This is a genomic window from Aquincola tertiaricarbonis, assembly GCF_023573145.1.
Taxonomy (GTDB): Bacteria; Pseudomonadota; Gammaproteobacteria; order Burkholderiales; family Burkholderiaceae_C; genus Aquincola; species Aquincola tertiaricarbonis_B.
In genome coordinates this window covers 109,217-128,410 of sequence record NZ_CP097636.1, presented here as the reverse complement: position 1 = coordinate 128,410, position 19,194 = coordinate 109,217, and the positions used below count along the sequence as shown (strand labels likewise).

Annotated in this window: 25 protein-coding genes; 14 read left to right on the top strand and 11 right to left on the bottom strand. The window is 70.6% G+C overall.

The window, feature by feature from the left end:
- Positions 1 to 126: 126 nt before the first annotated feature.
- Together MW290_RS14885 and MW290_RS14880 are read right to left on the bottom strand one after the other, a co-directional pair.
- Positions 127 to 369, bottom strand: a complete 243-nt coding sequence (locus tag MW290_RS14885) for a hypothetical protein (RefSeq protein WP_250198503.1) — start codon at positions 367 to 369, stop codon at positions 127 to 129.
- A gap of 79 nt (positions 370 to 448) precedes the next feature.
- A complete protein-coding gene (locus MW290_RS14880; protein WP_250198502.1) occupies positions 449 to 664 on the bottom strand; it encodes a hypothetical protein in 216 nt (71 codons plus the stop codon).
- 107 nt (positions 665 to 771) lie between these two features.
- Between MW290_RS14880 and MW290_RS14875 the strand changes: the two genes are divergently transcribed.
- Positions 772 to 1,722 (top strand): LysR family transcriptional regulator, encoded by a 951-nt coding sequence (locus MW290_RS14875; protein WP_250198501.1) that lies wholly within the window; start codon positions 772 to 774, stop codon positions 1,720 to 1,722.
- A gap of 11 nt (positions 1,723 to 1,733) precedes the next feature.
- Here MW290_RS14875 and MW290_RS14870 read toward each other — a convergent pair whose 3' ends face one another.
- Positions 1,734 to 2,927, bottom strand: coding sequence for an amino acid aminotransferase (locus MW290_RS14870; RefSeq protein WP_250200010.1), 1,194 nt, complete (start codon positions 2,925 to 2,927; stop codon positions 1,734 to 1,736).
- 29 nt (positions 2,928 to 2,956) lie between these two features.
- Positions 2,957 to 3,445 carry a glutathione peroxidase gene (locus tag MW290_RS14865; RefSeq protein ID WP_250198500.1) on the bottom strand — a complete coding sequence of 163 codons (489 nt, stop codon included), beginning with the start codon at positions 3,443 to 3,445 and terminating at the stop codon, positions 2,957 to 2,959.
- Between the two features lie 160 nt (positions 3,446 to 3,605).
- On the opposite strand from MW290_RS14865, the gene MW290_RS14860 reads away from it, so the two are divergent.
- On the top strand, positions 3,606 to 4,106 hold the full coding sequence (locus MW290_RS14860; RefSeq protein WP_250198499.1) for a hypothetical protein: 501 nt from the start codon (positions 3,606 to 3,608) through the stop codon (positions 4,104 to 4,106).
- A gap of 23 nt (positions 4,107 to 4,129) precedes the next feature.
- Here the strand turns inward: MW290_RS14860 and MW290_RS14855 are convergent, their stop codons facing one another.
- A complete protein-coding gene (locus tag MW290_RS14855; protein WP_259373488.1) occupies positions 4,130 to 5,032 on the bottom strand; it encodes an EamA family transporter in 903 nt (300 codons plus the stop codon).
- Complete coding sequence (lplT, locus tag MW290_RS14850) at positions 5,022 to 6,296, bottom strand: lysophospholipid transporter LplT (protein WP_250198498.1); 1,275 nt, start codon at positions 6,294 to 6,296, stop codon at positions 5,022 to 5,024. The genes MW290_RS14855 and lplT overlap by 11 nt, the downstream gene beginning before the upstream one ends.
- 113 nt (positions 6,297 to 6,409) lie before the next feature.
- Here lplT and alr point away from each other — a divergent pair, with 113 nt between their 5' ends.
- The 4 genes from alr (at position 6,410) to arfB (ending at position 8,781) form a co-directional block, all read left to right on the top strand.
- On the top strand, positions 6,410 to 7,507 hold the full coding sequence (alr, locus tag MW290_RS14845) for an alanine racemase (protein ID WP_250198497.1): 1,098 nt from the start codon (positions 6,410 to 6,412) through the stop codon (positions 7,505 to 7,507).
- 87 nt (positions 7,508 to 7,594) lie between these two features.
- Positions 7,595 to 7,840, top strand: coding sequence for a GlsB/YeaQ/YmgE family stress response membrane protein (locus MW290_RS14840; protein ID WP_250198496.1), 246 nt, complete (start codon positions 7,595 to 7,597; stop codon positions 7,838 to 7,840).
- An 18-nt stretch (positions 7,841 to 7,858) separates the two neighbouring features.
- Entirely contained in the window at positions 7,859 to 8,380 is a 522-nt protein-coding gene (locus tag MW290_RS14835; protein ID WP_250198495.1) for an acyl-CoA thioesterase, read from the top strand.
- Positions 8,377 to 8,781 carry an alternative ribosome rescue aminoacyl-tRNA hydrolase ArfB gene (gene arfB / locus MW290_RS14830; protein ID WP_250198494.1) on the top strand — a complete coding sequence of 135 codons (405 nt, stop codon included), beginning with the start codon at positions 8,377 to 8,379 and terminating at the stop codon, positions 8,779 to 8,781. Before MW290_RS14835 ends, arfB begins: the two co-directional genes overlap by 4 nt.
- Here the strand turns inward: arfB and MW290_RS14825 are convergent.
- Positions 8,778 to 9,404, bottom strand: coding sequence for a LysE family transporter (locus MW290_RS14825; protein WP_250198493.1), 627 nt, complete (start codon positions 9,402 to 9,404; stop codon positions 8,778 to 8,780). The genes arfB and MW290_RS14825 overlap by 4 nt on opposite strands.
- 65 nt (positions 9,405 to 9,469) lie before the next feature.
- Here MW290_RS14825 and radA point away from each other — a divergent pair, with 65 nt between their 5' ends.
- From radA to MW290_RS14810, 3 genes are read left to right on the top strand one after another with little or no spacing between them, the layout of a single operon-like run.
- Positions 9,470 to 10,837, top strand: a complete 1,368-nt coding sequence (gene radA / locus MW290_RS14820; protein ID WP_250200008.1) for a DNA repair protein RadA — start codon at positions 9,470 to 9,472, stop codon at positions 10,835 to 10,837.
- Positions 10,838 to 10,853: 16 nt separating this feature from the next.
- Positions 10,854 to 11,657: a metallophosphoesterase family protein gene (locus tag MW290_RS14815; RefSeq protein ID WP_250198492.1), complete on the top strand. Its 804-nt coding sequence runs from the start codon at positions 10,854 to 10,856 to the stop codon at positions 11,655 to 11,657.
- A gap of 21 nt (positions 11,658 to 11,678) precedes the next feature.
- Positions 11,679 to 12,092: a hypothetical protein gene (locus MW290_RS14810; RefSeq protein WP_250198491.1), complete on the top strand. Its 414-nt coding sequence runs from the start codon at positions 11,679 to 11,681 to the stop codon at positions 12,090 to 12,092.
- Between the two features lie 21 nt (positions 12,093 to 12,113).
- Here MW290_RS14810 and MW290_RS14805 read toward each other — a convergent pair whose 3' ends face one another.
- Both MW290_RS14805 and MW290_RS14800 read right to left on the bottom strand, forming a co-directional pair.
- The gene (locus MW290_RS14805) at positions 12,114 to 13,067 is read right to left on the bottom strand and encodes a lipase secretion chaperone (RefSeq protein WP_250200007.1); all 954 of its coding nucleotides are present in this window, start codon (positions 13,065 to 13,067) and stop codon (positions 12,114 to 12,116) included.
- A gap of 2 nt (positions 13,068 to 13,069) precedes the next feature.
- Positions 13,070 to 14,029 (bottom strand): lipase family alpha/beta hydrolase, encoded by a 960-nt coding sequence (locus MW290_RS14800; RefSeq protein ID WP_250198490.1) that lies wholly within the window; start codon positions 14,027 to 14,029, stop codon positions 13,070 to 13,072.
- Between the two features lie 209 nt (positions 14,030 to 14,238).
- Here MW290_RS14800 and MW290_RS14795 point away from each other — a divergent pair, with 209 nt between their 5' ends.
- Both MW290_RS14795 and MW290_RS14790 read left to right on the top strand, forming a co-directional pair.
- Positions 14,239 to 15,165 carry a branched-chain amino acid transaminase gene (locus tag MW290_RS14795; protein ID WP_250198489.1) on the top strand — a complete coding sequence of 309 codons (927 nt, stop codon included), beginning with the start codon at positions 14,239 to 14,241 and terminating at the stop codon, positions 15,163 to 15,165.
- Between the two features lie 27 nt (positions 15,166 to 15,192).
- Positions 15,193 to 15,411, top strand: a complete 219-nt coding sequence (locus MW290_RS14790) for a zinc-finger domain-containing protein (RefSeq protein ID WP_250198488.1) — start codon at positions 15,193 to 15,195, stop codon at positions 15,409 to 15,411.
- Positions 15,412 to 15,459: 48 nt separating this feature from the next.
- Here MW290_RS14790 and MW290_RS14785 read toward each other — a convergent pair whose 3' ends face one another.
- Positions 15,460 to 16,173 (bottom strand): anti-sigma factor, encoded by a 714-nt coding sequence (locus tag MW290_RS14785; RefSeq protein WP_250198487.1) that lies wholly within the window; start codon positions 16,171 to 16,173, stop codon positions 15,460 to 15,462.
- Between the two features lie 4 nt (positions 16,174 to 16,177).
- Positions 16,178 to 16,822: a sigma-70 family RNA polymerase sigma factor gene (locus tag MW290_RS14780; protein ID WP_250198486.1), complete on the bottom strand. Its 645-nt coding sequence runs from the start codon at positions 16,820 to 16,822 to the stop codon at positions 16,178 to 16,180.
- A gap of 26 nt (positions 16,823 to 16,848) precedes the next feature.
- Here MW290_RS14780 and purU point away from each other — a divergent pair, with 26 nt between their 5' ends.
- Genes purU through MW290_RS14765 form a run of 3 tightly spaced genes read left to right on the top strand, consistent with a single transcriptional unit; the run spans position 16,849 to position 19,186 of the window.
- Positions 16,849 to 17,733 (top strand): formyltetrahydrofolate deformylase, encoded by an 885-nt coding sequence (gene purU, locus MW290_RS14775; RefSeq protein WP_250198485.1) that lies wholly within the window; start codon positions 16,849 to 16,851, stop codon positions 17,731 to 17,733.
- On the top strand, positions 17,730 to 18,176 hold the full coding sequence (locus MW290_RS14770; protein WP_250198484.1) for a YybH family protein: 447 nt from the start codon (positions 17,730 to 17,732) through the stop codon (positions 18,174 to 18,176). Before purU ends, MW290_RS14770 begins: the two co-directional genes overlap by 4 nt.
- A gap of 38 nt (positions 18,177 to 18,214) precedes the next feature.
- Positions 18,215 to 19,186 (top strand): YheT family hydrolase, encoded by a 972-nt coding sequence (locus MW290_RS14765; RefSeq protein ID WP_250198483.1) that lies wholly within the window; start codon positions 18,215 to 18,217, stop codon positions 19,184 to 19,186.
- Positions 19,187 to 19,194: the final 8 nt, after the last annotated feature.

The following is a 19,194-nucleotide window of genomic DNA, read 5'->3' as shown; positions in this document are numbered from 1 at the left end:
CCGGCTGTCAGCGATCGGTACGGCGGATAAGGACGGCGGGTGCAATCAGGAACCGGGTCGTCGGGCCCATCGGGCTGAAGCGCCCGATGATGCCCGAAGCCCGGCGCCGATCAGCGCCGGCCCGGATCAGTTCCCGGTATGGCGGTCGGCCGCGGCGAACAGGTCGGCCGCGAAACCGGGGTCGTGGCGGGCCACGCCGCGGGCGTAGCGACGCACTTCCTCGGCTTCCACCGACTTGACCGCGGCCATCTTGGCGGCGCGGCGACGCTCGGCGATGTTGGTGAACGTGCTGACGATCAGACCCACCAGCTTGGCGCCACGCGGGGTGGCTTGGTAGCGGGGGACGAAGACGTTGCTGGTCGTGCTCATGGTGTTTCCTTCAGGTCGCGCTGCTCACGCGGGCAGCGGCGACAAATGGTGTGCGGGCAGTCGTTTCCGGTCTCGGGGCTCAGCGGTCGCGCTGGGGGCGCGCAAAGGCGGCGAGTTCGGGAAACTGGCTGGCGTGAAGTGCGGCAAACTGGGCCAGTTCGGCCTGGGCGCGGCGTTGGCCGGCCTGTTCCAAAGCCTTCCAGACGCCACGTCCGGCGCGGCGCAGCCATGCACCGGCAGGTGCCTGGGCCGAGGTGGCGGGCTTCAGGGGCAGGGTGGCAGCGGTGTGGGACATAGCGACTCCTTGTGGGCTCATGTCTGTGGGATGTACGTAGTATCGGGTTTACCCTAGGCTTTCTAAAGCGAATTCGCTGCACATGAGATATTCATGGCGTTCATGACATGCCGGCCAGCGTCAACTTCCGCCACCTCGACCTGAACCTGCTGCGCGTGTTCGACGCGGTGATGCACGAGCGCAACCTCACCCGCGCCGCGCAGAACCTGGCGCTCTCGCAGTCGGCCGTCAGCCATGCGCTCAAGCGCCTGCGCACGCTGCTGGGCGATGAACTGCTCACCCGCACCGCGTTCGGCGTGGTGCCCACGCCCAAGGCGGACGCGCTGTGGCCCAGCGTGCGTGATGCGCTGGCGCAACTGGAGCGGGCCATCGCCCCCGCCACCTACGACCCCCAGGTGGACACGGCCAACCTGCTGCTGGTGATGTCGGATGCCACCGCGGTGACGCTGCTGCCGCCGGTGGTGGCGCGGCTGGAACAGATGCAGGCGCAGGCCAATCTGCAGGTGCTGCCGCTGACCACGCGCGATCCGCGCAAGTTGCTTGAAAACAACGAAACCGACCTGGCGATCGGCTACTTCCCGGCGGCGGTGATGGCCATCCTGCGCCAGGGGCTCGATTCACCGCTGCGGCGCGAGCGGCTTTACGAGAGCGAATACCACTGCGTGATGCGCGAAGACCATCCGCTGGCGCAGGGCGAAATGACGCTGGACGGCTTTTGCGAGGCGCTGCACCTGTCGGTGAGCCTGTCGGGCCGGGCGCACGGGCCCATCGACGCTTCGCTGGCGGCCCTGGGCCGCCAGCGGCGGGTGATGCTGACGGTGAACCAGTTTTTCACCGCCGGTCAGATCGTGGCGCACTCCGACCTGCTGACGGTGCTGCCCACCTCGTTCATGCGGGCCACCGGCCACCAGGAGCGGCTGGTGACGCGCCCGCTGCCGGCCGAGCTGCAGATGAGCGGGCTGCAGGTGGAGATGCTGTGGCACTCACGCCACGACGACCAGCCCGCCCACCGCTGGCTGCGCGGACTGATCCTGGAGGCCTGCGGTAGGCCCTGCTGAACCGGGCCCGGTCAGGCCAGCACGGCCGCCATCGCGCTGGCGACGGCTTCGACGTTGCGGGTGGACAGGCCGGCCACGCACATGCGGCCCGAGCGCACCAGGTACACCGCATGCTCCTCGCGCAGGCGGTCCACCTGCTGCGGGGTCAGGCCGGTGTAGCTGAACATGCCGCGCTGGGTCAGGAAGTAGTCAAAGTTGCGGCCCGGCAGCTTGGCCGACAGCACCGCATGCAGGCTCTTGCGCATGGCCTGGATGCGCTCGCGCATCGCGGCCACGTCGGCTTCCCACGAGGCACGCAGCTGCGGGTCGTTCAGCACCTTGGCCACCACCGCGGCAGGATGCAGCGGCGGGCTGGAGTAGTTGCGGCGCACGGTGGCGCGCAGCTGGCCCAGCACCAGCTCGGCCTCGGCCGCGTCCTGGCACACCACGCTCAGCGCGCCGGCACGCTCGCCGTACAGGCTCATGCTCTTGCTGAACGAGTTGGCGATGAAGAACGACAGGCCGGCGCTGGCCAGCGCCCGCACCGCGAAGGCGTCTTCATCGATGCCCGCGCCGTAGCCCTGGTAGGCCAGGTCCAGGTAGGGCAGCAGGCCGCCGGCCTTGAGCACCGGGATCAGCTGCTCCCACTGCGCGGGGCTGAGGTCGACGCCGGTGGGGTTGTGGCAGCAGGCATGCAGCAGCACCACGCTGCCGCGCGGCAGCTTCTGCAGCGCTTCCAGCATCTCGCCGAACTTCACGCCGCCGGTGGCGGGGTCGTAGTACGGGTAGGTGTTCACCGTCAGGCCGCAGCCTTCGAACATCGCGCGGTGGTTGTCCCAGGTGGGGTCGCTCACGTACACCTGCGCGTCGGGCAGCCAGCGCTTGATGAAGTCGCCGCCCACCTTCAGGCCGCCGCTGCTGCCCACGGTCTGCAGCGTGGCAATACGGCCACTGGTCACCGCTTCATGGTCGGCACCGAACAGCAGCGCCTGCACGCCCTGGCGGCAGGCGGCCAGGCCTTCCATCGGCAGGTAGGCCTTGGCGCCACCTTCGTTGACCAGCTGCTGCTCGGCCTGGCGCACGCAGTCCAGCACCGGGATGCGGCCGGCGTCGTCGAAGTAGATGCCGATCGACAGGTTGGCCTTCTGAGGGCGCGGGTCTTTCTGGAAGGCGTCGTTCAGGCCCAGGATGGGGTCGCCGGCGTAGGGTTCGATGTGCTGGAACATGGACATGGGTCTCTCCAAGGAAGGGCGGATTATCCGAGGGCCGCCTCGATGTCGGCCTTGAGCGATTCGGGCTTGTCGGTGGGCGCATAGCGGCGGATCACCTGGCCGTCGCGGCCCACCAGGAACTTGGTGAAGTTCCACTTGATGGCCTTGGTGCCCAGCAGCCCCGGGGCCTCAGTTGTCAGCCACTTGTACAGCGGGTGCGCCTCGGCGCCATTGACCTTCACCTTGGCCATCATCGGGAACTGCACGCCGTAGTTCAGGCTGCAGAAGGAGGCGATCTGTTCGTTGCTGCCCGGGTCCTGGCCGCCGAACTCGTTGCTGGGGAAACCCAGCACCACCAGGCCCCGGTCGCGGTAGGCCTGCCACAGCGCCTCCAGCCCGGCGAACTGCGGCGTGAAGCCGCATTGGCTGGCGGTGTTGACGATCAGCAGCACCTGGCCGCGGTAATCGGCCAGGCGCACGGGCCGGCCGTCGATGGAGGTGGCTTCGAAGTCGAAAATCGGGGAGGAACTCATCAGGGCGCGCCTCTTGCCAACAAGGCAGGCATCCTAATCGCCGTGGTGAAGTTGGGGGGTCCGCGCATGCCGTCGTTGACAGCGCCTGCTCGTGCCGCCCTATGCTCGGACCGTCAACCGCGCCGCGCCTCGTGCCGGCCTTTTCCCTGGAGGTTTTTTCATGGGCGCCAGCGCGCCGCCGCAAGGCCAGAACAACGTGGCCCTGAGAGGTTTCAGCCACTTCGAACGCAGTGCCATCGAGTCGGGCTTCCGGCTCTCCACCACGGCGGGCGTGCGCTACCAGTGCAGTGACGCGCTGGAAGCCGCGCGCTTCATCATTGCCGACGCCGACCACCCCGGTGTCATCAACGACATCGTGGCCGCCGGCCGCGAGGGAGACACGGTGTTCGTGGGCGCCCACGCGCCCGACGGTGCGCTGGCCTGGACCATGCGGCCGATCGACCCGTTGCACCTGCTGCGCCAGCTGGACGCTGCGGTGGCGCTGCGCGATGCGCTGGGCACCGACGTGCCGCTGCAGCCGCCGCATGCCAGCCATGTGCAGGGGCTGCCTTCGCGGCCCGCCGCCGCCCCGGGCGAGCCGATGCCGGCCCGCCGCGCCAGCGACCATCCGCTGGCCGACGACGAGCACCGCGTGCCGCAGCGGGGCTCCGACGGGCGCTGAGCGCCTGAACGGGCCGCACCCGCTCAGCCGGCCGGCGTCTCCTGCCCCCACACCGACAGCAGCGCGGCCGCCACGATCAGGGCGCCGCCGGCCAGCAGGCGCGCGTCCACCATGCCGGCCCCCAGCGCCGCGGCCGAGCCGGCGGCAAAGACGATCTCGGTCAGCATCACCACCGCGGTGACGCTGGCGCGCAGCCGGGCCGCGCCGTACTGCAGCGCCAGGTTGGCGCAGACGAAGGCCGCGGCCAGCGCCAGAAAAGCCACGCCGGCCAGCGGGCCGGGCAGCGAAGGCGCCGCCACCTGGCCGGCCAGCATCAGCGCGGTGGCCCCCAGCGCCGACACGACGGTGCCCCCCAGGAACATCGCGGTCGCCCGTTCGACGTCGGCGCGGTGCGCTTCACGCCGCAGCCACACGTTGTTGAGCGCGAAGGTGAAGCCGCCCAGCAGCCCCAGCACCTCGGCCAGGCTGCGTGGCCAGGGCCAGCCGCCACCGGGCGGCCACAGCACCACCGCGGCGCCGGCCAGCGCCATCGCCATGCGCAGCGCGGCCATCGGCGTCAGCCGCTCGCGCAGCAGCAGCCGCGCCAGCAGCAGCGCCCACAGCGGCATCAGGTAGAACAGCAGCACCACCCGCACCACGTCGCCGATGGTCACGCCCCAGTTGAAGGCCGCGTTGGTGGTGCCCGAAGCAAGCACCAACACCCACAGCGAAGGCGTGCGCGCCAGCCCGCGCCACACGCCTGGGCGCCACAGCGTCAGTGCCGCCAGCACCAGGGCATAGATGGCCGCCGTGCTCCACAGCGGGTGCAGGCCCAGCGCCTCGAACTGGCGGAACGGCCACCATGACACGCCCCACACGAAGGCGTTGACCATGAGCGCCAGCACCGGCAGCGCGGCGCCGGTGGGGCCCAAGGACTTAGTGGTCACTGCGGGCAATGGCCAGCAGCCGCTGCACCTCGTCGCCGTGGTTCTGCAGGTTGCGGCGGTGCCAGCGGCGGATCAGCTCCATCGTGGTCATCACCACCAGGCCGAACACCGCGATCGAGCCGAAGGCCGACAGGCCCAGCTTGGTCATGCCGGTGTAGAAGGCGCCCAGGCCCAGGATGCAGGCCTGCTCATTGAAGTTCTGCACCGCGATCGACCGGCCGGCGCCCATCAGGTTGTGGCCGCGGTGCTGCAGCAGCGCATTCATCGGCACCACCAGGTAGCCGCCCAGCGCCCCCAGCAAGATGAGGAAGGGCACCGCCACCCACACGCTGGTGAGCACGTTCAGGCCGATGATCAGCACGCCCATCGCAATGCCCAGCGGGATGACGCTGGTGGCACGGTCCAGCCGCATGTACATGGACGCGACCACCGCCCCCACCGCGGTGCCGATGGCCACCACGCCGCCCAGGGTGGACGCCTGCGTGGTGCTGTAGCCCAGCGCCGCGGCCGCCCAGGCGAACACGATGACGCGCAGGTTGCCGCCCACGCCCCAGAACATGGTGGTGGTGGCCAGCGAGATCTGGCCCAGCTTGTCCGACCACAGGCGGGCGTTGCACTGCGAGAAGTCGCGCACCAGACCGGCGGCGCCATGCATCATGGGCTGCAGCGGTGCGTCGGTGCGCGGGATGAAGAGGTTGAACAGCGCGGCGATGATGTACAGCAGCACCATCGAGGCGATGGCCGCCTCGGGCGCGGTGTCGACGCCGGTGTCGATGCCCGGCAGGTCGAAGCCCAGCAGCAGCGGCGCCACCTTGGGCCCCACCAGCTGGCCGCCCAGCACGATGCCCAGGATCACCGAGGCGATGGTCAGCCCCTCGATCCAGCCGTTGGCCTTGACGAGTTGGGAAGGCGGCAGCAGTTCGGTCAGGATGCCGTACTTGGCCGGCGAGTAGGCCGCCGCGCCCAGGCCGACGATGGCGTAGGCCAGCAGCGGATGGCCGCCGAACAGCATGAACAGGCAGCCGACGACCTTGATCGCGTTCGAGAAGAACATGACCTTGCCCTTGGGCACGGCATCCGCGAACGCGCCTACGAACGGTGCCAGCACCACGTAGAACAGCGCGAACATCGGCGTCAACGCCGGAACCTGCCACGCGGGCGCGCCGGTCGACTTCAACAGCTCGATCGCAGCCACCAGCAAGGCGTTGTCTGCCAGCGAGCTGAAGAACTGCGCTGACATGATGGTGTAGAAGCCTTTTTTCATTCGCGACGGTGAGGCCGCCCGATTCGTACACAGGCTTCCAAAAGAGGTCTCCACGCAAGGCGCCGGGTTTATAGCACGCGGCTTTTGCAACAACACCGGGGCAAAATCCGGAGATGCCCCGTCCGATCCAGGCCCTGATCCATACCGAAGCGCTGTCCCACAACCTGAGACAGGCCCGGCAGGCCGCCCCGGACGCCCGGATCTGGGCGATTGTGAAGGCCAACGCTTACGGCCACGGCATTGACCGTGCCTACGAAGGCCTGCGGGGCGCGGACGGTTTCGCGCTGCTAGACCTGTCCGAGGCCGAAAAAGTTCGCTCGCTCGGCTGGCGCGGGCCCATCCTGCTGCTAGAAGGCGTGTTCGAGCCACGCGACCTGGAGCTGTGTTCGCGGCTCGACCTGTGGCACGTGGTGCACTGCACCGAGCAGATCGACTGGCTGGCCGCGCACAAGACGCAGAAGCCGCACCGCGTGTTCCTGAAGATGAACAGCGGCATGAACCGGCTGGGCCTGCGGGCCGGCGCCTTCCGCGCCGCCTGGGCGCGGCTGAATGCACTGCCACAGGTGGACGAGATTTCGCTGATGACGCACTTCGCCGAGGCGGACGGCGAGCGCGGCGTGGCGCAGCAGCTGGCCACCTTCACCGCCGCCACCCACGACCTGACCGGCGAACGCAGCCTGGCCAACAGCGCCGCGGTGCTGCGCTACGGCGCCGACCCGGCGGTGCGCGCCGACTGGGTGCGCCCGGGCATCCTGGCCTACGGCAGCAGCCCCGACTTTCCGGCGCACGACATCGACCACTGGGGCCTGCAGCCGGCGATGACGCTGCGCTCGCGCCTCATCGCAGTGCAGCCCCTGACCGCCGGCGACAGCGTGGGCTACGGCGCCCGCTTCACCGCCACCGAGCCGCTGCGCGTGGGCGTGGTGGCGTGCGGCTATGCCGACGGCTACCCCCGCGTGGCCGACACCGGCACGCCGGTGCTGGTGGACGGCGTGCGCACCCGCACGCTGGGCCGGGTGTCGATGGACATGCTGGCCGTCGACCTGACGCCGGTTCCGCAGGCCGGCCTGGGCGCCGAGGTCACGCTGTGGGGCCGCGCCGCCAACGGCACGGTGCTTGCGATCGACGAGGTGGCACGCGCGGCCGGCACCCTCGGCTACGAGCTGATGTGTGCATTGGCGCCACGCGTGCCGGTCGAAGTTGTCGCCTGAGGGCCTCGGCCGCGGCCTGCTACACAGGCCCGCCAACGGCCGCTGCTAAGGTCGGCCGCCTTTCATCACCACTCAGGGAACACCTTCATGGGCATCATCGGAACCTTCATCGTCGGCCTCATCGTCGGGGCGCTGGCGCGCCTGGTCATGCCGGGCGAGCAGAAGATGGGCTGGATCCTCACCGCGCTGCTGGGCATCGCCGGCTCCTTCATCGCCGGCTACGTCGGCCAGGCGGCGGGCTGGTACCAGGCCGGCCAGGGCGCCGGCTGGATCGCTTCCGTGCTGGGCGCGGTGGTGCTGCTGTTCGTGGTGCAGAAAATCCAATCCAAGTAACCCAACCAAGGACACGCCATGGACCTGCCGGCCCACCAGCTCACGATGACGGTGCTGATGACCCCAGACACCGCCAACTTCGCCGGCAACGTGCATGGCGGCAGCATCCTCAAGCTGTTGGACCAGGTGGCCTACGCCTGCGCCAGCCGCTATGCCGCGCGCTACGTGGTCACGCTCAGCGTGGACCAAGTCAACTTCCGCCAGCCCATCCACGTGGGTGAGCTGGTCACCTTCCTGGCCAGCGTCAACTACACCGGCACCTCGTCGATGGAGATCGGCATCAAGGTGATCGCCGAGGACATCCGCTCGCAGGTGGTGCGCCACGTCAACAGCTGCTTCTTCACGATGGTGGCGGTGGACGACGAGCGCAAGCCGGTGGCCGTGCCGCCGCTGCGGCCCTTCTCGCCCGACGAGAAGCGCCGCCATGCCGCCGCCCAGGTGCGCCGGCAACTGCGCAAGGAAATGGAGCAGCGCCAGGCCACGCTGCTGGCCGACCACGCCACGGGCGCGGCCACGGGCACCGCCACTTCGGCGGGATGAACCGGCGGCCGGTCGTCCAGCCCCACGAGGTGACCTGGACGGCCATCCGCGCCCAGGGCGCGGGCGGGCAGAACGTCAACAAGGTGTCCAACGCCGTTCACCTGCGCTACGACGTGCGGGCCTCGTCGCTGCCGCCCGACGTGAAGGAGCGGCTGCTGGCACTGCGCGACAGCCGGCTGACGCTGGAAGGCGTGGTGGTGATCAAGGCCCAGGCTCACCGCAGCCTGGAGATGAACCGCGCCGAGGCGCTCGAGCGGCTGCAGACGCTGGTGGACAGCGTGGCCACGCTGCCACCCACGCGCCGCCCGACCAAGCCCACCCGCGGCTCGCAGCTGCGGCGGCTGGCAGGCAAGAAGCGCGACGCGGCCATCAAGGCCGGCCGGCGCGGGGGTGTGGACTAAACCGCCCGCTTGAAGGTGGCCAGCAGCGCCGCAGCCGCCATGAACAGGCCGCCGAAGCTGCGGTTGAGCCAGCCCATCTGCCGCGGCGTGCGCAGCAGGCCCAGCACGCGGGCGGCCAGCGTCATGTAGCCGGTCATCACCAGCATTTCGGTGAAGCACAGCGTGGCGGTGATCACCGCGTACTGCAACGGCAGCGGTAGCGACAGGTCGAGGAACTGCGGCACCACCGCCAGCATGAACACCGTGCCCTTGGGATTGAGGGCGTTGATCATCCAGCCGCGCAGCAGCAGGCCGCGCCGTTCGGCCGCGGCGGCTTCGGTGGCGGCGGCCATCGGCACCGCCGGCGCCCGCCACTGCTGCAGGCCCAGCCAGGCCAGATAGGCCACGCCCAGCCACTTGACCACCATGAAGGCGGTGGCCGAAGCCACGATGAGCGCCCCCAGGCCCAGCGCCACCACGGTCATCTGCGTGGTGATGCCCAGCGCCAGCCCGGGCATCAGGCGCCAGCCGCCGCGCAGGCCCAGGCGCGATCCGGTGCTCATCGCGGCGATGGCCGCGGTGCCGGGGGACAGGCTGATCGCGAAGGCGGCCAGCAGGAAGGTGAGCCAGACGGACAGTGCCATGGGAAGCCGTGCGAGGAACAGGAGCAGGGCGAGGAGTGTGCCGCATGGCCCCGACAATCGGCACCATGGCCAAGGACAAGTCGATATTCACCTGCCGCGAATGCGGCGGCACCAGCGCCAAGTGGCTGGGCAAATGCCCGCACTGCGGCGCCTGGAACACGCTGGAGGAAACCGCCGCCGAGCCGGCTGCCGGCAGCGGCAAGAATCGCTTCCAGTCGCTGGCACGCAGCCAGCCGGTGGCCACGCTGGCCGACATCGACGCCGCCGACGTGGCGCGCACGCCCACCGGCCAGGAAGAGCTGGACCGGGTGCTGGGCGGTGGCATCGTGGCCGGCGGCGTGGTGCTGATCGGCGGCGACCCCGGCATCGGCAAGAGCACGCTGCTGCTGCAGGCCGTGGACGCGCTGTCCACGCAGATGAAGGTGCTGTACGTCACCGGTGAAGAAAGCGGCGCGCAGATCGCGCTGCGCGCCCGCCGGCTGGGCCTGGAAGGCCGGCAGGTGCGGGTGGCGGCCGAGATCCAGCTCGAACGCATCCTGGCCACCATCGAAGCAGAGCAGCCGGCCTTCTGCGTGATCGACTCGATCCAGACCCTCTACTCGGAGCAGCTCAGCTCCGCGCCCGGCTCGGTGGCCCAGGTGCGCGAGTGCGCCGCCCAGCTCACCCGCACCGCCAAGACCGGCGGCTGCACCATCGTGCTGGTGGGCCACGTCACCAAGGAAGGGGCGTTGGCCGGCCCGCGCGTGCTGGAGCACATCGTCGACACGGTGCTGTATTTCGAGGGCGACACCCACAGCAGCTTCCGGCTGGTGCGGGCCATCAAGAACCGCTTCGGCGCGGTCAACGAGATCGGCGTCTTTGCCATGACCGAGCGCGGCCTGAAAGGCGTGACCAACCCCAGCGCCATCTTCCTGTCCACCCACGGCGACCCGGTGCCCGGCGCCTGCGTGCTGGTGACGCTGGAAGGCACGCGGCCGATGCTGGTGGAGATCCAGGCACTGGTGGACAGCGGCGGACCGAGCCCGCGCCGCCTGAGCGTGGGCCTGGACCGCGACCGCCTGGCCATGCTGCTGGCGGTGCTGCACCGCCACGCCGGCGTGGCCTGCGCCGACCAGGACGTGTTCGTGAACGCGGTGGGCGGCGTGCGGATCAGCGAGCCGGCGGCCGACCTGGCGGTGCTGCTGGCCATCCAGAGCAGCCTGCGCGGCAGGCCGCTGCCGCGCGGCTTCATCGCCTTTGGCGAAGTGGGCCTGGCCGGCGAGGTGCGGCCGGCACCACGCGGCCAGGAGCGCCTGAAGGAAGCCGCCAAGCTGGGCTTTTCCATCGCGGTGGTGCCCAAGGCCAATGCGCCCAAGAAGCCGATCGAGGGCCTGACCGTGCATGCGGTCGAGCGCATCGAAGAGGCCATCGACGTGGTGCGCGGGCTCACCTGAACCTGCCAGGCTGGCCATGCGCATCGCCCTCGTCTCCGACATCCACGGCAACCTGCCGGCGCTGGAAGCGGTGATCGCCGAGATCGCCGACGCCGGGGCGGATCTGGTGGTGAACCTGGGCGACATCGTCTCCGGCCCGCTGTGGCCGCAGGAGACGGCGCGGCGGTTGATGGCGCTGGGCTGGCCCACCATAGCCGGCAACCATGAGCGCCAGCTGTTGACCCAAGCCGCCGACCGGATGGGCGCCAGCGATGCCTTCGCCGCCGCGGCGCTGGGCGCGGCCGAGCGAGCGTGGCTGGCCGCGCTGCCGGCCACGCTGACGCTGCCGCTGCCCGCCCGCGGGCAGCTGGTGTGCGTGCACGGCACGCCGGCCAGCGACCTGCAGTACCTGCTGGAAACCACCACGCCCGGGCTGGGCGTGCAAGGCCATACCGGAATCCGCGCGGCCACCGCGGCTGAACTGCACGCGCGACTGGGCCCCGTGCGACCGCCGCTGCTGGCCTGCGGCCACAGCCACGTGCCGCGGGTGGTGGCGCAGGGTGGCACGCTGGTGGTCAACCCCGGCAGCGTGGGCCTGCAGGCTTATGACGACCTGCACCCGCCCGGCAGCGGCCGTGATTCGCATTGGGTCGAGAATGGCAGCCCGCTGGCACGCTGGGCACTGCTGGTGCATGGCCCGGCCGGCTGGCGCGCCGAGCTGCGGCACACGCCGTACGACGTCGAGGCGGCGGCCCGCCGCGCCGAGGCCAACGGCCGTGGCGACTGGGCCGACGCCTTGCGCACCGGCCGCGTCGGCCGCACCGAAGCCGACCTGCCCTGACTGAAGAAGGAACTGACGACGATGGACCCGAGATTCGGATGGCCGCTGGCCGCGGTGGCGATCGCCCTGGGCTGGTGGCAGTGGGGCTGGCAAGGCCTGGTGCTGGGCCTGACCATGGTCTCGTTCTGGCTGGTGATGCAGTTCACCCGCGCGATGAAGGTGATGCGCGCGGCCGGCCGGTCGCCGGTGGGTCACGTCAAAAGCGCGCTGATGCTGAGCACCCAACTGCAGGCCGGCCTGCGCATGCTGGACGTGGTGGTGCTGACCAAGAGCCTGGGCGAGCAGACCAGCACCCAGCCCGAGGTCTGGCGCTGGACCGACAGCGGCGGCGACACCATCGACCTGCACTTCGGCGGCAACGGCCGGTTGGAACGCTGGACGCTGCAGCGCGCCCCCTCGGAAGCGGCGGCCGAGGCCGAGACCGCCAGCCTCTGACGGGCGGCGCGGCGACGGGGCTCAGCCGGGCGCCAGCCCCAACAGCGCGCGAGCCCGCATCTGCTCGCTGCCGGCCTCGAAGCGCTCGGCCACCAGGCGCTGGATGGCGGCTTCGCGCTGCGGGGCGCTCAGCTCCGGCGCGGCGCGCAGCCGCTGCAGTTGCGCCGCCGCCTCGGCCAGGCGCTGCTGCCAGCGGGCCTGCGCCGCCTCTTCCTCCGCCAGGCGCTGCGCCGCTTCGGGCGGCAGGCTGGCGCGGTCGATCAACGGCGCCGCCTCGGCCGCCGGGCGACGGTCGGTAGGCCCGGCCTCCATCGCTGCCAGGTGGCGCGCCAACGCGGCCTCTTCCTCGGCATAGAACGCATCGGCCCAGGCCGCACCCAGCCACTGGCGCCGCAGCTGCCGTCGCTCGGCCAGCGCGGCCGACCAGGTGGTGGCCGAAGGTGCCGCGAGCGGCCCTGCCGCCAGCGCGCCCGCCTGCCCCGGCGCCGCCAGCAGCCCCAGGTAGGCCTGCCACACCTGCAGCACCGTGGCCACGTCGTCGGGCTGCAGCTCGGCCTGGGCCTGCCGCGTCAACCAGGCGGTGATGCTGGCCGTCGGCAGCTGGCCGGCCAGCTGCAGCAGGTGATCGAAGCGCTGGCGCAGCGCCAGGGACGGACGCACCCGGCCCTGCGCATCCTGGCCCCAACCCCCGTCCAGCGCCGTACCGCGCAGCACGCTGTGCTCGGCCACCCAGCGGTCGAGCCGGGCGGCTTCGTCGGGCGTCTGCGCAGGCCCGCTGGCCGGCATCGCGCCCGGCACCGATGCGACCACAGCCGCATCGTCGGCGCGCGACGTGACAAGCTGCGCCGGCTGGCCTGCCGCACCGGCGGGCGCAGCCCGCCAGCCCCACCACCCGGCCAGGCCCAGCGCCAAGGCCGCCCCCAGCGCCAGGGCGGCGCGTCGACCCGGCCGGCGCGCCCCCGGCTGCGAGGCCATGCTCACAGCCCCAGCTGCTTCAGCCGGTTGGCCTGGCTGCGGTAGAAGGCCACCGGATCAGGCGTGAACAGGCCCCGCAGGCCGAACGCCTGGTTCACTTCGTCCAGGTGGTTCCAGGGGTAGTCGTCGCGCAGCACCGTGCCCCAATGGCTGCTGCAGCGGCTCACCAGCCCGTCGTTGGCTTCGCGGCCGAAGAAGGTGGAGGTGAGCGCCAGAAAGGCGTCGGATGGGTCCAGCGGCTGCGTGACCACGCCGGTGCCGCTGACCGAGTAGTAGCGCACGCCGTTCACCTGCGCCGGCCCCTGGCCGCAATCGCTGGTGGGTGCGCCCTGCGGAAAGCGGGCGTTGAAGGCAGCCGCGCTCCGGGTGTTGAGCGACGCCAGCGAGCCCAGCGACTGCTGGGGCAGCTGCGGCTCGCCCGACAGCCACGAGATCAGCACCCCTTGTGCATTGACGATGCTGGCGATGAGGCTGGTGGTGCCGGTGGCCCCAGCCCCCGCCTCGATGCCGTCGGCCACCTTGGAGCCCGCATGCGGCGCACCCACGGTGGTGACGGAAGCCACCAGTTCCGGCGCCACCGCAGCCACGTAGCGCACGGTGGGGCCGCCATGGCTGTGGCCGATGAGGTTGAAGCGGGTGTGGCCGTAGGCGGCCTTCAGCTGGCGCAGCTGGGCCAGCAGCTGCTCGCCGCGCAGTTCCGAGGTGTTGAGCGCGGACACCGAAGGCGTGTAGACCGTCGCACCCCCCGCCCGCAGCGCCGAGGGCACGCCGTAGAAGTAGTTGACCGGCCCGATGGCATCGAAGCCCAGCATGCCGTGCACCAGCACGACGGGGTAGCGGGTCTGGGTGTAGGTGTCAGCGGCCCGGGTGGCGGGCGCAGCCAGCATGGCGGCGGCTGCCAGAGCCAGCGTGGTGGCGGCGCGGCGCCAGGAGGTGCGTGCGGTGGCGAGGGTCAGGGGCATGGGAAGGCTTCCGTTGCATGGCAAAAAGCCCCGGGCCCAGCACTGCCCCGGGACCCCCTCATTTCCGCACGAACGTTCGTTTTATCGCGACGGTGATTGCCCGGGGGTGGCGGCGACCACCCCCGCAAGCGCGTGGCGCACCGGCAGTCGCTACTAAAATCATCGGCTTTGCGGCGTCAGGCGCCGCGTCCTCGACTAAAAGGTGCCCCATGTCCTCCATGCACGATCGCGACGGCAAGATCTGGATCGACGGTGAACTCGTCGACTGGCGCGACGCCAAGATCCATGTGCTGTCCCACACGCTGCACTACGGCTGCGGCGCCTTCGAAGGGGTGCGCGCCTACAACACCGCCCAGGGCACGGCCATCTTCCGCCTGCGTGAGCACACCGAGCGGCTGTTCAACAGCGCCAAGATCCTGCGCATGAAGATCCCCTTCAGCTTCGAGCAGGTGTGCGAAGCCCAGCTGGAGGTGGTGCGCGTCAACAAGCTGGAAAGCTGCTACCTGCGCCCGCTGACCTGGATCGGCTCCGAGAAGCTGGGCGTCAGCCCCAAGGGCAACACCATCCACCTGATGGTGGCAGCTTGGCCCTGGGGCGCCTACCTGGGCGAAGAAGGCCTGAAGCGCGGCATCCGCGTCAAGACCAGCAGCTACACCCGCCACCACGTCAACATCACGATGACGCAGGCCAAGGCGGTGAGCAACTACAGCAACTCGATCCTGGCCAACATGGAAGCCACGGACGACGGCTACGACGAGGCGCTGCTGCTGGACGCGGCCGGCTTCGTCAGCGAAGGCGCGGGCGAGAACATCTTCGTGATCAAGAACGGCGTGGTGTACACGCCCGACCTGTCGGCCGGCGCGCTCAACGGCATCACCCGCAACACCATCTTCGCCATCTGCCAGGACCTGGGCCTGAAGCTGGTGGAAAAGCGCATCACCCGCGACGAGGTCTACATCGCCGACGAAGCCTTCTTCACCGGCACCGCCGCGGAAGTGACGCCGATCCGCGAACTCGACCGCATCGAGATCGGCATCGGCAGCCGTGGCCCGATCACCGAAAAGATCCAGGCCGCGTTCTTCGACATCGTCAACGGCCGCAACCCGAAGTACGCCGAGTGGCTGACCAAGGTCTGACCCTCACCGCCTGATCAGGAGAGAACCGTGAGCCAAAGCGCTGCCGCTGCCGCCCCCGCAGCCGTCGAAGTCACCGCGCAGGACCTGAAGGGTCATGGCGTGGTGTTCTGCCCCAACCCCAAGATGAAGCTGTGGAGCGGCCACCCGCGCGTGTTCATCGACGTGGCCTCCACCGGCGAAGGCAAGTGCCCGTACTGCGGCACCGTCTACAAGCTGGCGCCCGGGACCGTGCTGCACGGGCACTGAGCCCCGAACCCCTGCTAAAGGCCGCCCACGGGGCGGCCTTTTTCATGATCAGAGCTGCAGCTTGCCCGCGTACAGCACCGGCCCGGTCGGTGTGCCGGTGGGTGAGCCGCCCGGCGGCTCCAGGCTGACGGCCAGCGCCGCGGTGTCGCCCTTCAGCAGGCCCTTGGGCAGCCGCTCGCGCGGCACCACGGTGGAGCCGTCGGCGCGGATGAGGCCCAGCGACCGGGGCGCGCCCTCGGGCGGTACCGACCACAGCTCCAGCACCCGATCGGCCTGCAGGTCCACCGGCAGCAGCGCCCGCGTCACCAGCGAGCGGCCATCGCCGCTGACGCTGGCCACGAAGGTGTTGACACCCTGCGTGGCCCCGCCAGTGCCCTGCAGCACCACCAGCACCGGTGGCTGGGCCGGCGGCGGTTGGGTGAGCATCACCGCCAGCACCAGCGTGGCCAGGGCTCCGGCCGCGCTGAGGGCGCGCCATGGCGCCAGCCGGCGCCACCAGGGCAGCGGCACGGCTGCCTGCGCCGGCGCCGCCTGGCCGAACAGCCGGCGCTCGATCGCCTGCCACACCGAAGGCGGCGGCTGCTGGGGTTCCACCGCCGCGGTCAGCGGCATCAGGCGTTCGCTCCAGGCCTGCACCGCGGCGCGCAGCGCAGGGTGGCTGGGCAGCAGCGCCTCGAAGCGGCGGCGGGCGGCGCCGCGCAAGGTGCCGGCCACGTACTGGGCGCCCAGGGCGTCGGCGCGTTCGGATTTGCCGTAGTCCATGGCGTCAGGCTTGTTCGGCGCCGCGCGCGTCGCGTTGCACCGCGCGTTCGAGGCAATGCTTCAAGGTGGCCAGCGCGCGGCGCACCCACGACTTGACGGTGCCCAGCGGCTGGGCCAGGTGCTCGGCCACTTCGGCATGGCTCAGGCCATCGAAGAAGGCCAGGGCCACGCTCTGCCGCTGCGAGGGGCTGAGGTGCTCCATGCAGGCCGAGAGCTGGCGCGCCTCGCTGGCGCGGCCCAGCAGCTCGGCCGGGCCGGGGGCGTCGTCGGGCAGCGCCTCGGCGGCGTCGGGGCGGTCGTCGTCGTCATCGGCCGGCCCGCGGGGCCGCGCCACCACCACCTGCACCTGCGCGCGGCGCAGGCTGTCGATGGCGCGGTGACGGGCGATGCTGGTGAGCCAGGTCAGCGGCTGGCTCTGCGCGGCGTCGAAGCCCGAGGCCGCACGCCAGACGTTGACGTACACCTCCTGCAGCAGCTCCTCGGCCAGCGCGCGCTCACGCTGGATGCGCAGGATGACGCCGAACAGATGCGCGCTGCTGAGCTGGTACAGCCGGGCAAAGGCCTGCCGATCACCCAGACCGGTGCGCGACAACAACTGCGCCAGCTCTTGGCTGCGCTCGCTCCAGTCCTGCTGGGCCGTTTTGGACACACCTGACTCCTACAATCTGCAGCATCATGCCGCGCCAAGACCAGTTCGTTCTCACCCTCTCCTGCCGCGACACCAAGGGCATTGTCCATGCGGTGTCGGGCCTGCTTTACCAGGCCGGCTGCAACATCATCGACTCGCAGCAATTCGGCGACCTGACCGGCGAAGACGCCACGGGCCTGTTCTTCATGCGGGTGCACTTCGAGGCGCCGCCGCACCTGGCCGACGTGGCCACGCTGGACAGGCTGATACAGCATGTACGTGGCCAGTTCGAAATGGATGCAAAGCTGCATGCCCTCGGCCAGCGCTCCCGCGTGCTGCTGATGGTGAGCAAGCAGGGCCATTGCCTGAACGACCTGCTGTTCCGCTGGAAGAGCGGCCTGCTGGAAGTCGACATCCCGGCCATCGTCTCCAACCACCCCGATTTCGCCGAGCTGGCCGCCAGCTACGGCATCCCCTTCCACCACCTGCCGCTGCCCACCGGCAGCAGCGCCGCCGCCAAGCGCGAGCAGGAGCAGCAGGTGGAGGCGCTGATCGAGCGCGAGCGCATCGACCTGGTGGTGCTGGCGCGCTACATGCAGATCCTCAGCCCTGAGTTCTGCGGCGTGCTGGCCGGCCGCGCCATCAACATCCACCACAGCTTCCTGCCCAGCTTCAAGGGCGCCAAGCCCTACTTCCAGGCGCATGCGCGCGGCGTCAAGCTGATCGGCGCCACCGCCCACTACGTGACGGCCGACCTGGACGAAGGCCCCATCATCGAGCAGGACGTGGAGCGGGTGGACCACTCGCTGTCCGCCGAAGACCTGACCGCCGTGGGCCGCGACGTGGAGTGCGTGGTGCTGGCCCGCGCGGTGCGCTGGCACGTGGAGCACCGGGTGCTGACCAACGGCCACAAGACCGTGGTGTTCCGGTGAAGCCCAAGGCCCCGGCGTCGGTGCTGCTGGCCACGGCCGAAGACACCGAGGCCCAGTTCTACGAAGCCCTGCAGCAGGGCGACATCGACCGCCTGATGGCGCTGTGGAGCGACGACGACGAGATCGTCTGCGTGCACCCCGGCGGCCTGCGGGTGATGGGCGCGGCGGCCATCCGCGCCTCGTTCGAGGCCATCTTCGCCAACGGCGTGCTGCCGGTGCAGCCGGCCCGCGTGCGAAGGCTGGAAGCGCCCGGCTGCGCGGTGCACAGCGTGCTGGAACGCATCGACGCCAACACCGCCGAAGGCAACCAGACCGCCTGGGTGCTGGCCACCAACGTGTACCTGAAGACCGCGCTGGGCTGGCGGCTGGCGGCGCACCATGCCACCGCCGGCCTGCCGCACGACGTGCCCGAACCGCACGACGGTCCCACCACCCTGCACTGACACGCTACCGGCCAGAGCCGGGGCGACGACCGACGACGATGCACGATTACCGCGCGCCCCGCTGGCTGGTGGGCGGCAATGCACAAACCATCCTGCCGGCCCTGTGGGGCAGGCGCTACGAAGGCCCGGCCCCGCAATACACCCGCGAGCGCTGGACCACGCCGGACGGCGACTTCATCGACGTCGACTTCCAACTGCATGCGCAGCCAGGTGCCGGCTGGCTGGTGCTGTTCCACGGCCTGGAAGGCACTTCGCGCAGCCACTATGCCGAGGCCTTTGCGCACGTGGCCCGGCTGGCCGGGCTGTCCTATGCGGTGCCGCATTTCCGCGGTTGCTCGGGCGAAATCAACCTGGCGCCGCGCGCCTACCACTCCGGCGATCATGAAGAGGTGGGCTGGATGCTGCAGCGCCTGCGCGAGCGGGCCGGCGCGCCGGTGTTCGCGGCCGGCGTGTCGCTGGGCGGCAATGCGCTGCTGCGCTGGGCCGAAGAAGCCGGCGACAGCGCCGCCCGCACCGTGCGGGCGATCGCGGCGGTGTCGGCGCCGCTGGACCTGGCGGCGGGCGGCCATGCCATCGGCCGCGGCTTCAACAAGCTGGTCTACACCCGCATGTTCCTGCAGACGATGAAGCCCAAGGCGCTGGCCAAGCTGGCCCAGCACCCGGGCCTGTTCGACGAGCAGCGGCTGGTGGCGGCCACCGACCTGTACACCTTCGACGACGTGTTCACCGCGCCGCTGCACGGCTTCAAGGGCGTGGAGGACTACTGGCGGCGCGCCTCGGCCAAGCCGCACCTGGCGCGCATCCGGGTGCCGGCGCTGGTGGTCAATGCCTTGAACGACCCCTTCGTGCCGGCGGCCAGCCTGCCGCGCCCGCACCAGGTGGGCCGGCACGTCACGCTGTGGCAGCCGCCGCATGGCGGCCATGTGGGCTTTCCGGGCGGGGGTGGCCTGCGCAGCCATGTGATGACCCTGCCGCAAGCGGTGCTGGACTGGCTGCGCCAGCACGGCTGAGGCAGCAT

Excerpts from the sequence above, each read along its gene's own strand:
- MW290_RS14885 (WP_250198503.1), bottom strand. The coding sequence starts at position 369 with ATGAGCACGACCAGCAACGTCTTCGTCCCCCGCTACCAAGCCACCCCG.
- MW290_RS14880 (WP_250198502.1), bottom strand. The coding sequence starts at position 664 with ATGTCCCACACCGCTGCCACCCTGCCCCTGAAGCCCGCCACCTCGGCC.
- MW290_RS14875 (WP_250198501.1), top strand. The coding sequence starts at position 772 with ATGCCGGCCAGCGTCAACTTCCGCCACCTCGACCTGAACCTGCTGCGC.
- MW290_RS14870 (WP_250200010.1), bottom strand. The coding sequence starts at position 2,927 with ATGTTCCAGCACATCGAACCCTACGCCGGCGACCCCATCCTGGGCCTG.
- MW290_RS14865 (WP_250198500.1), bottom strand. The coding sequence starts at position 3,445 with ATGAGTTCCTCCCCGATTTTCGACTTCGAAGCCACCTCCATCGACGGC.
- MW290_RS14860 (WP_250198499.1), top strand. The coding sequence starts at position 3,606 with ATGGGCGCCAGCGCGCCGCCGCAAGGCCAGAACAACGTGGCCCTGAGA.
- lplT (WP_250198498.1), bottom strand. The coding sequence starts at position 6,296 with ATGAAAAAAGGCTTCTACACCATCATGTCAGCGCAGTTCTTCAGCTCG.
- alr (WP_250198497.1), top strand. The coding sequence starts at position 6,410 with ATGCCCCGTCCGATCCAGGCCCTGATCCATACCGAAGCGCTGTCCCAC.
- MW290_RS14840 (WP_250198496.1), top strand. The coding sequence starts at position 7,595 with ATGGGCATCATCGGAACCTTCATCGTCGGCCTCATCGTCGGGGCGCTG.
- MW290_RS14835 (WP_250198495.1), top strand. The coding sequence starts at position 7,859 with ATGGACCTGCCGGCCCACCAGCTCACGATGACGGTGCTGATGACCCCA.
- arfB (WP_250198494.1), top strand. The coding sequence starts at position 8,377 with ATGAACCGGCGGCCGGTCGTCCAGCCCCACGAGGTGACCTGGACGGCC.
- MW290_RS14825 (WP_250198493.1), bottom strand. The coding sequence starts at position 9,404 with ATGGCACTGTCCGTCTGGCTCACCTTCCTGCTGGCCGCCTTCGCGATC.
- radA (WP_250200008.1), top strand. The coding sequence starts at position 9,470 with ATGGCCAAGGACAAGTCGATATTCACCTGCCGCGAATGCGGCGGCACC.
- MW290_RS14815 (WP_250198492.1), top strand. The coding sequence starts at position 10,854 with ATGCGCATCGCCCTCGTCTCCGACATCCACGGCAACCTGCCGGCGCTG.
- MW290_RS14810 (WP_250198491.1), top strand. The coding sequence starts at position 11,679 with ATGGACCCGAGATTCGGATGGCCGCTGGCCGCGGTGGCGATCGCCCTG.
- MW290_RS14805 (WP_250200007.1), bottom strand. The coding sequence starts at position 13,067 with ATGGCCTCGCAGCCGGGGGCGCGCCGGCCGGGTCGACGCGCCGCCCTG.
- MW290_RS14800 (WP_250198490.1), bottom strand. The coding sequence starts at position 14,029 with ATGCCCCTGACCCTCGCCACCGCACGCACCTCCTGGCGCCGCGCCGCC.
- MW290_RS14795 (WP_250198489.1), top strand. The coding sequence starts at position 14,239 with ATGTCCTCCATGCACGATCGCGACGGCAAGATCTGGATCGACGGTGAA.
- MW290_RS14785 (WP_250198487.1), bottom strand. The coding sequence starts at position 16,173 with ATGGACTACGGCAAATCCGAACGCGCCGACGCCCTGGGCGCCCAGTAC.
- purU (WP_250198485.1), top strand. The coding sequence starts at position 16,849 with ATGCCGCGCCAAGACCAGTTCGTTCTCACCCTCTCCTGCCGCGACACC.
- MW290_RS14765 (WP_250198483.1), top strand. The coding sequence starts at position 18,215 with ATGCACGATTACCGCGCGCCCCGCTGGCTGGTGGGCGGCAATGCACAA.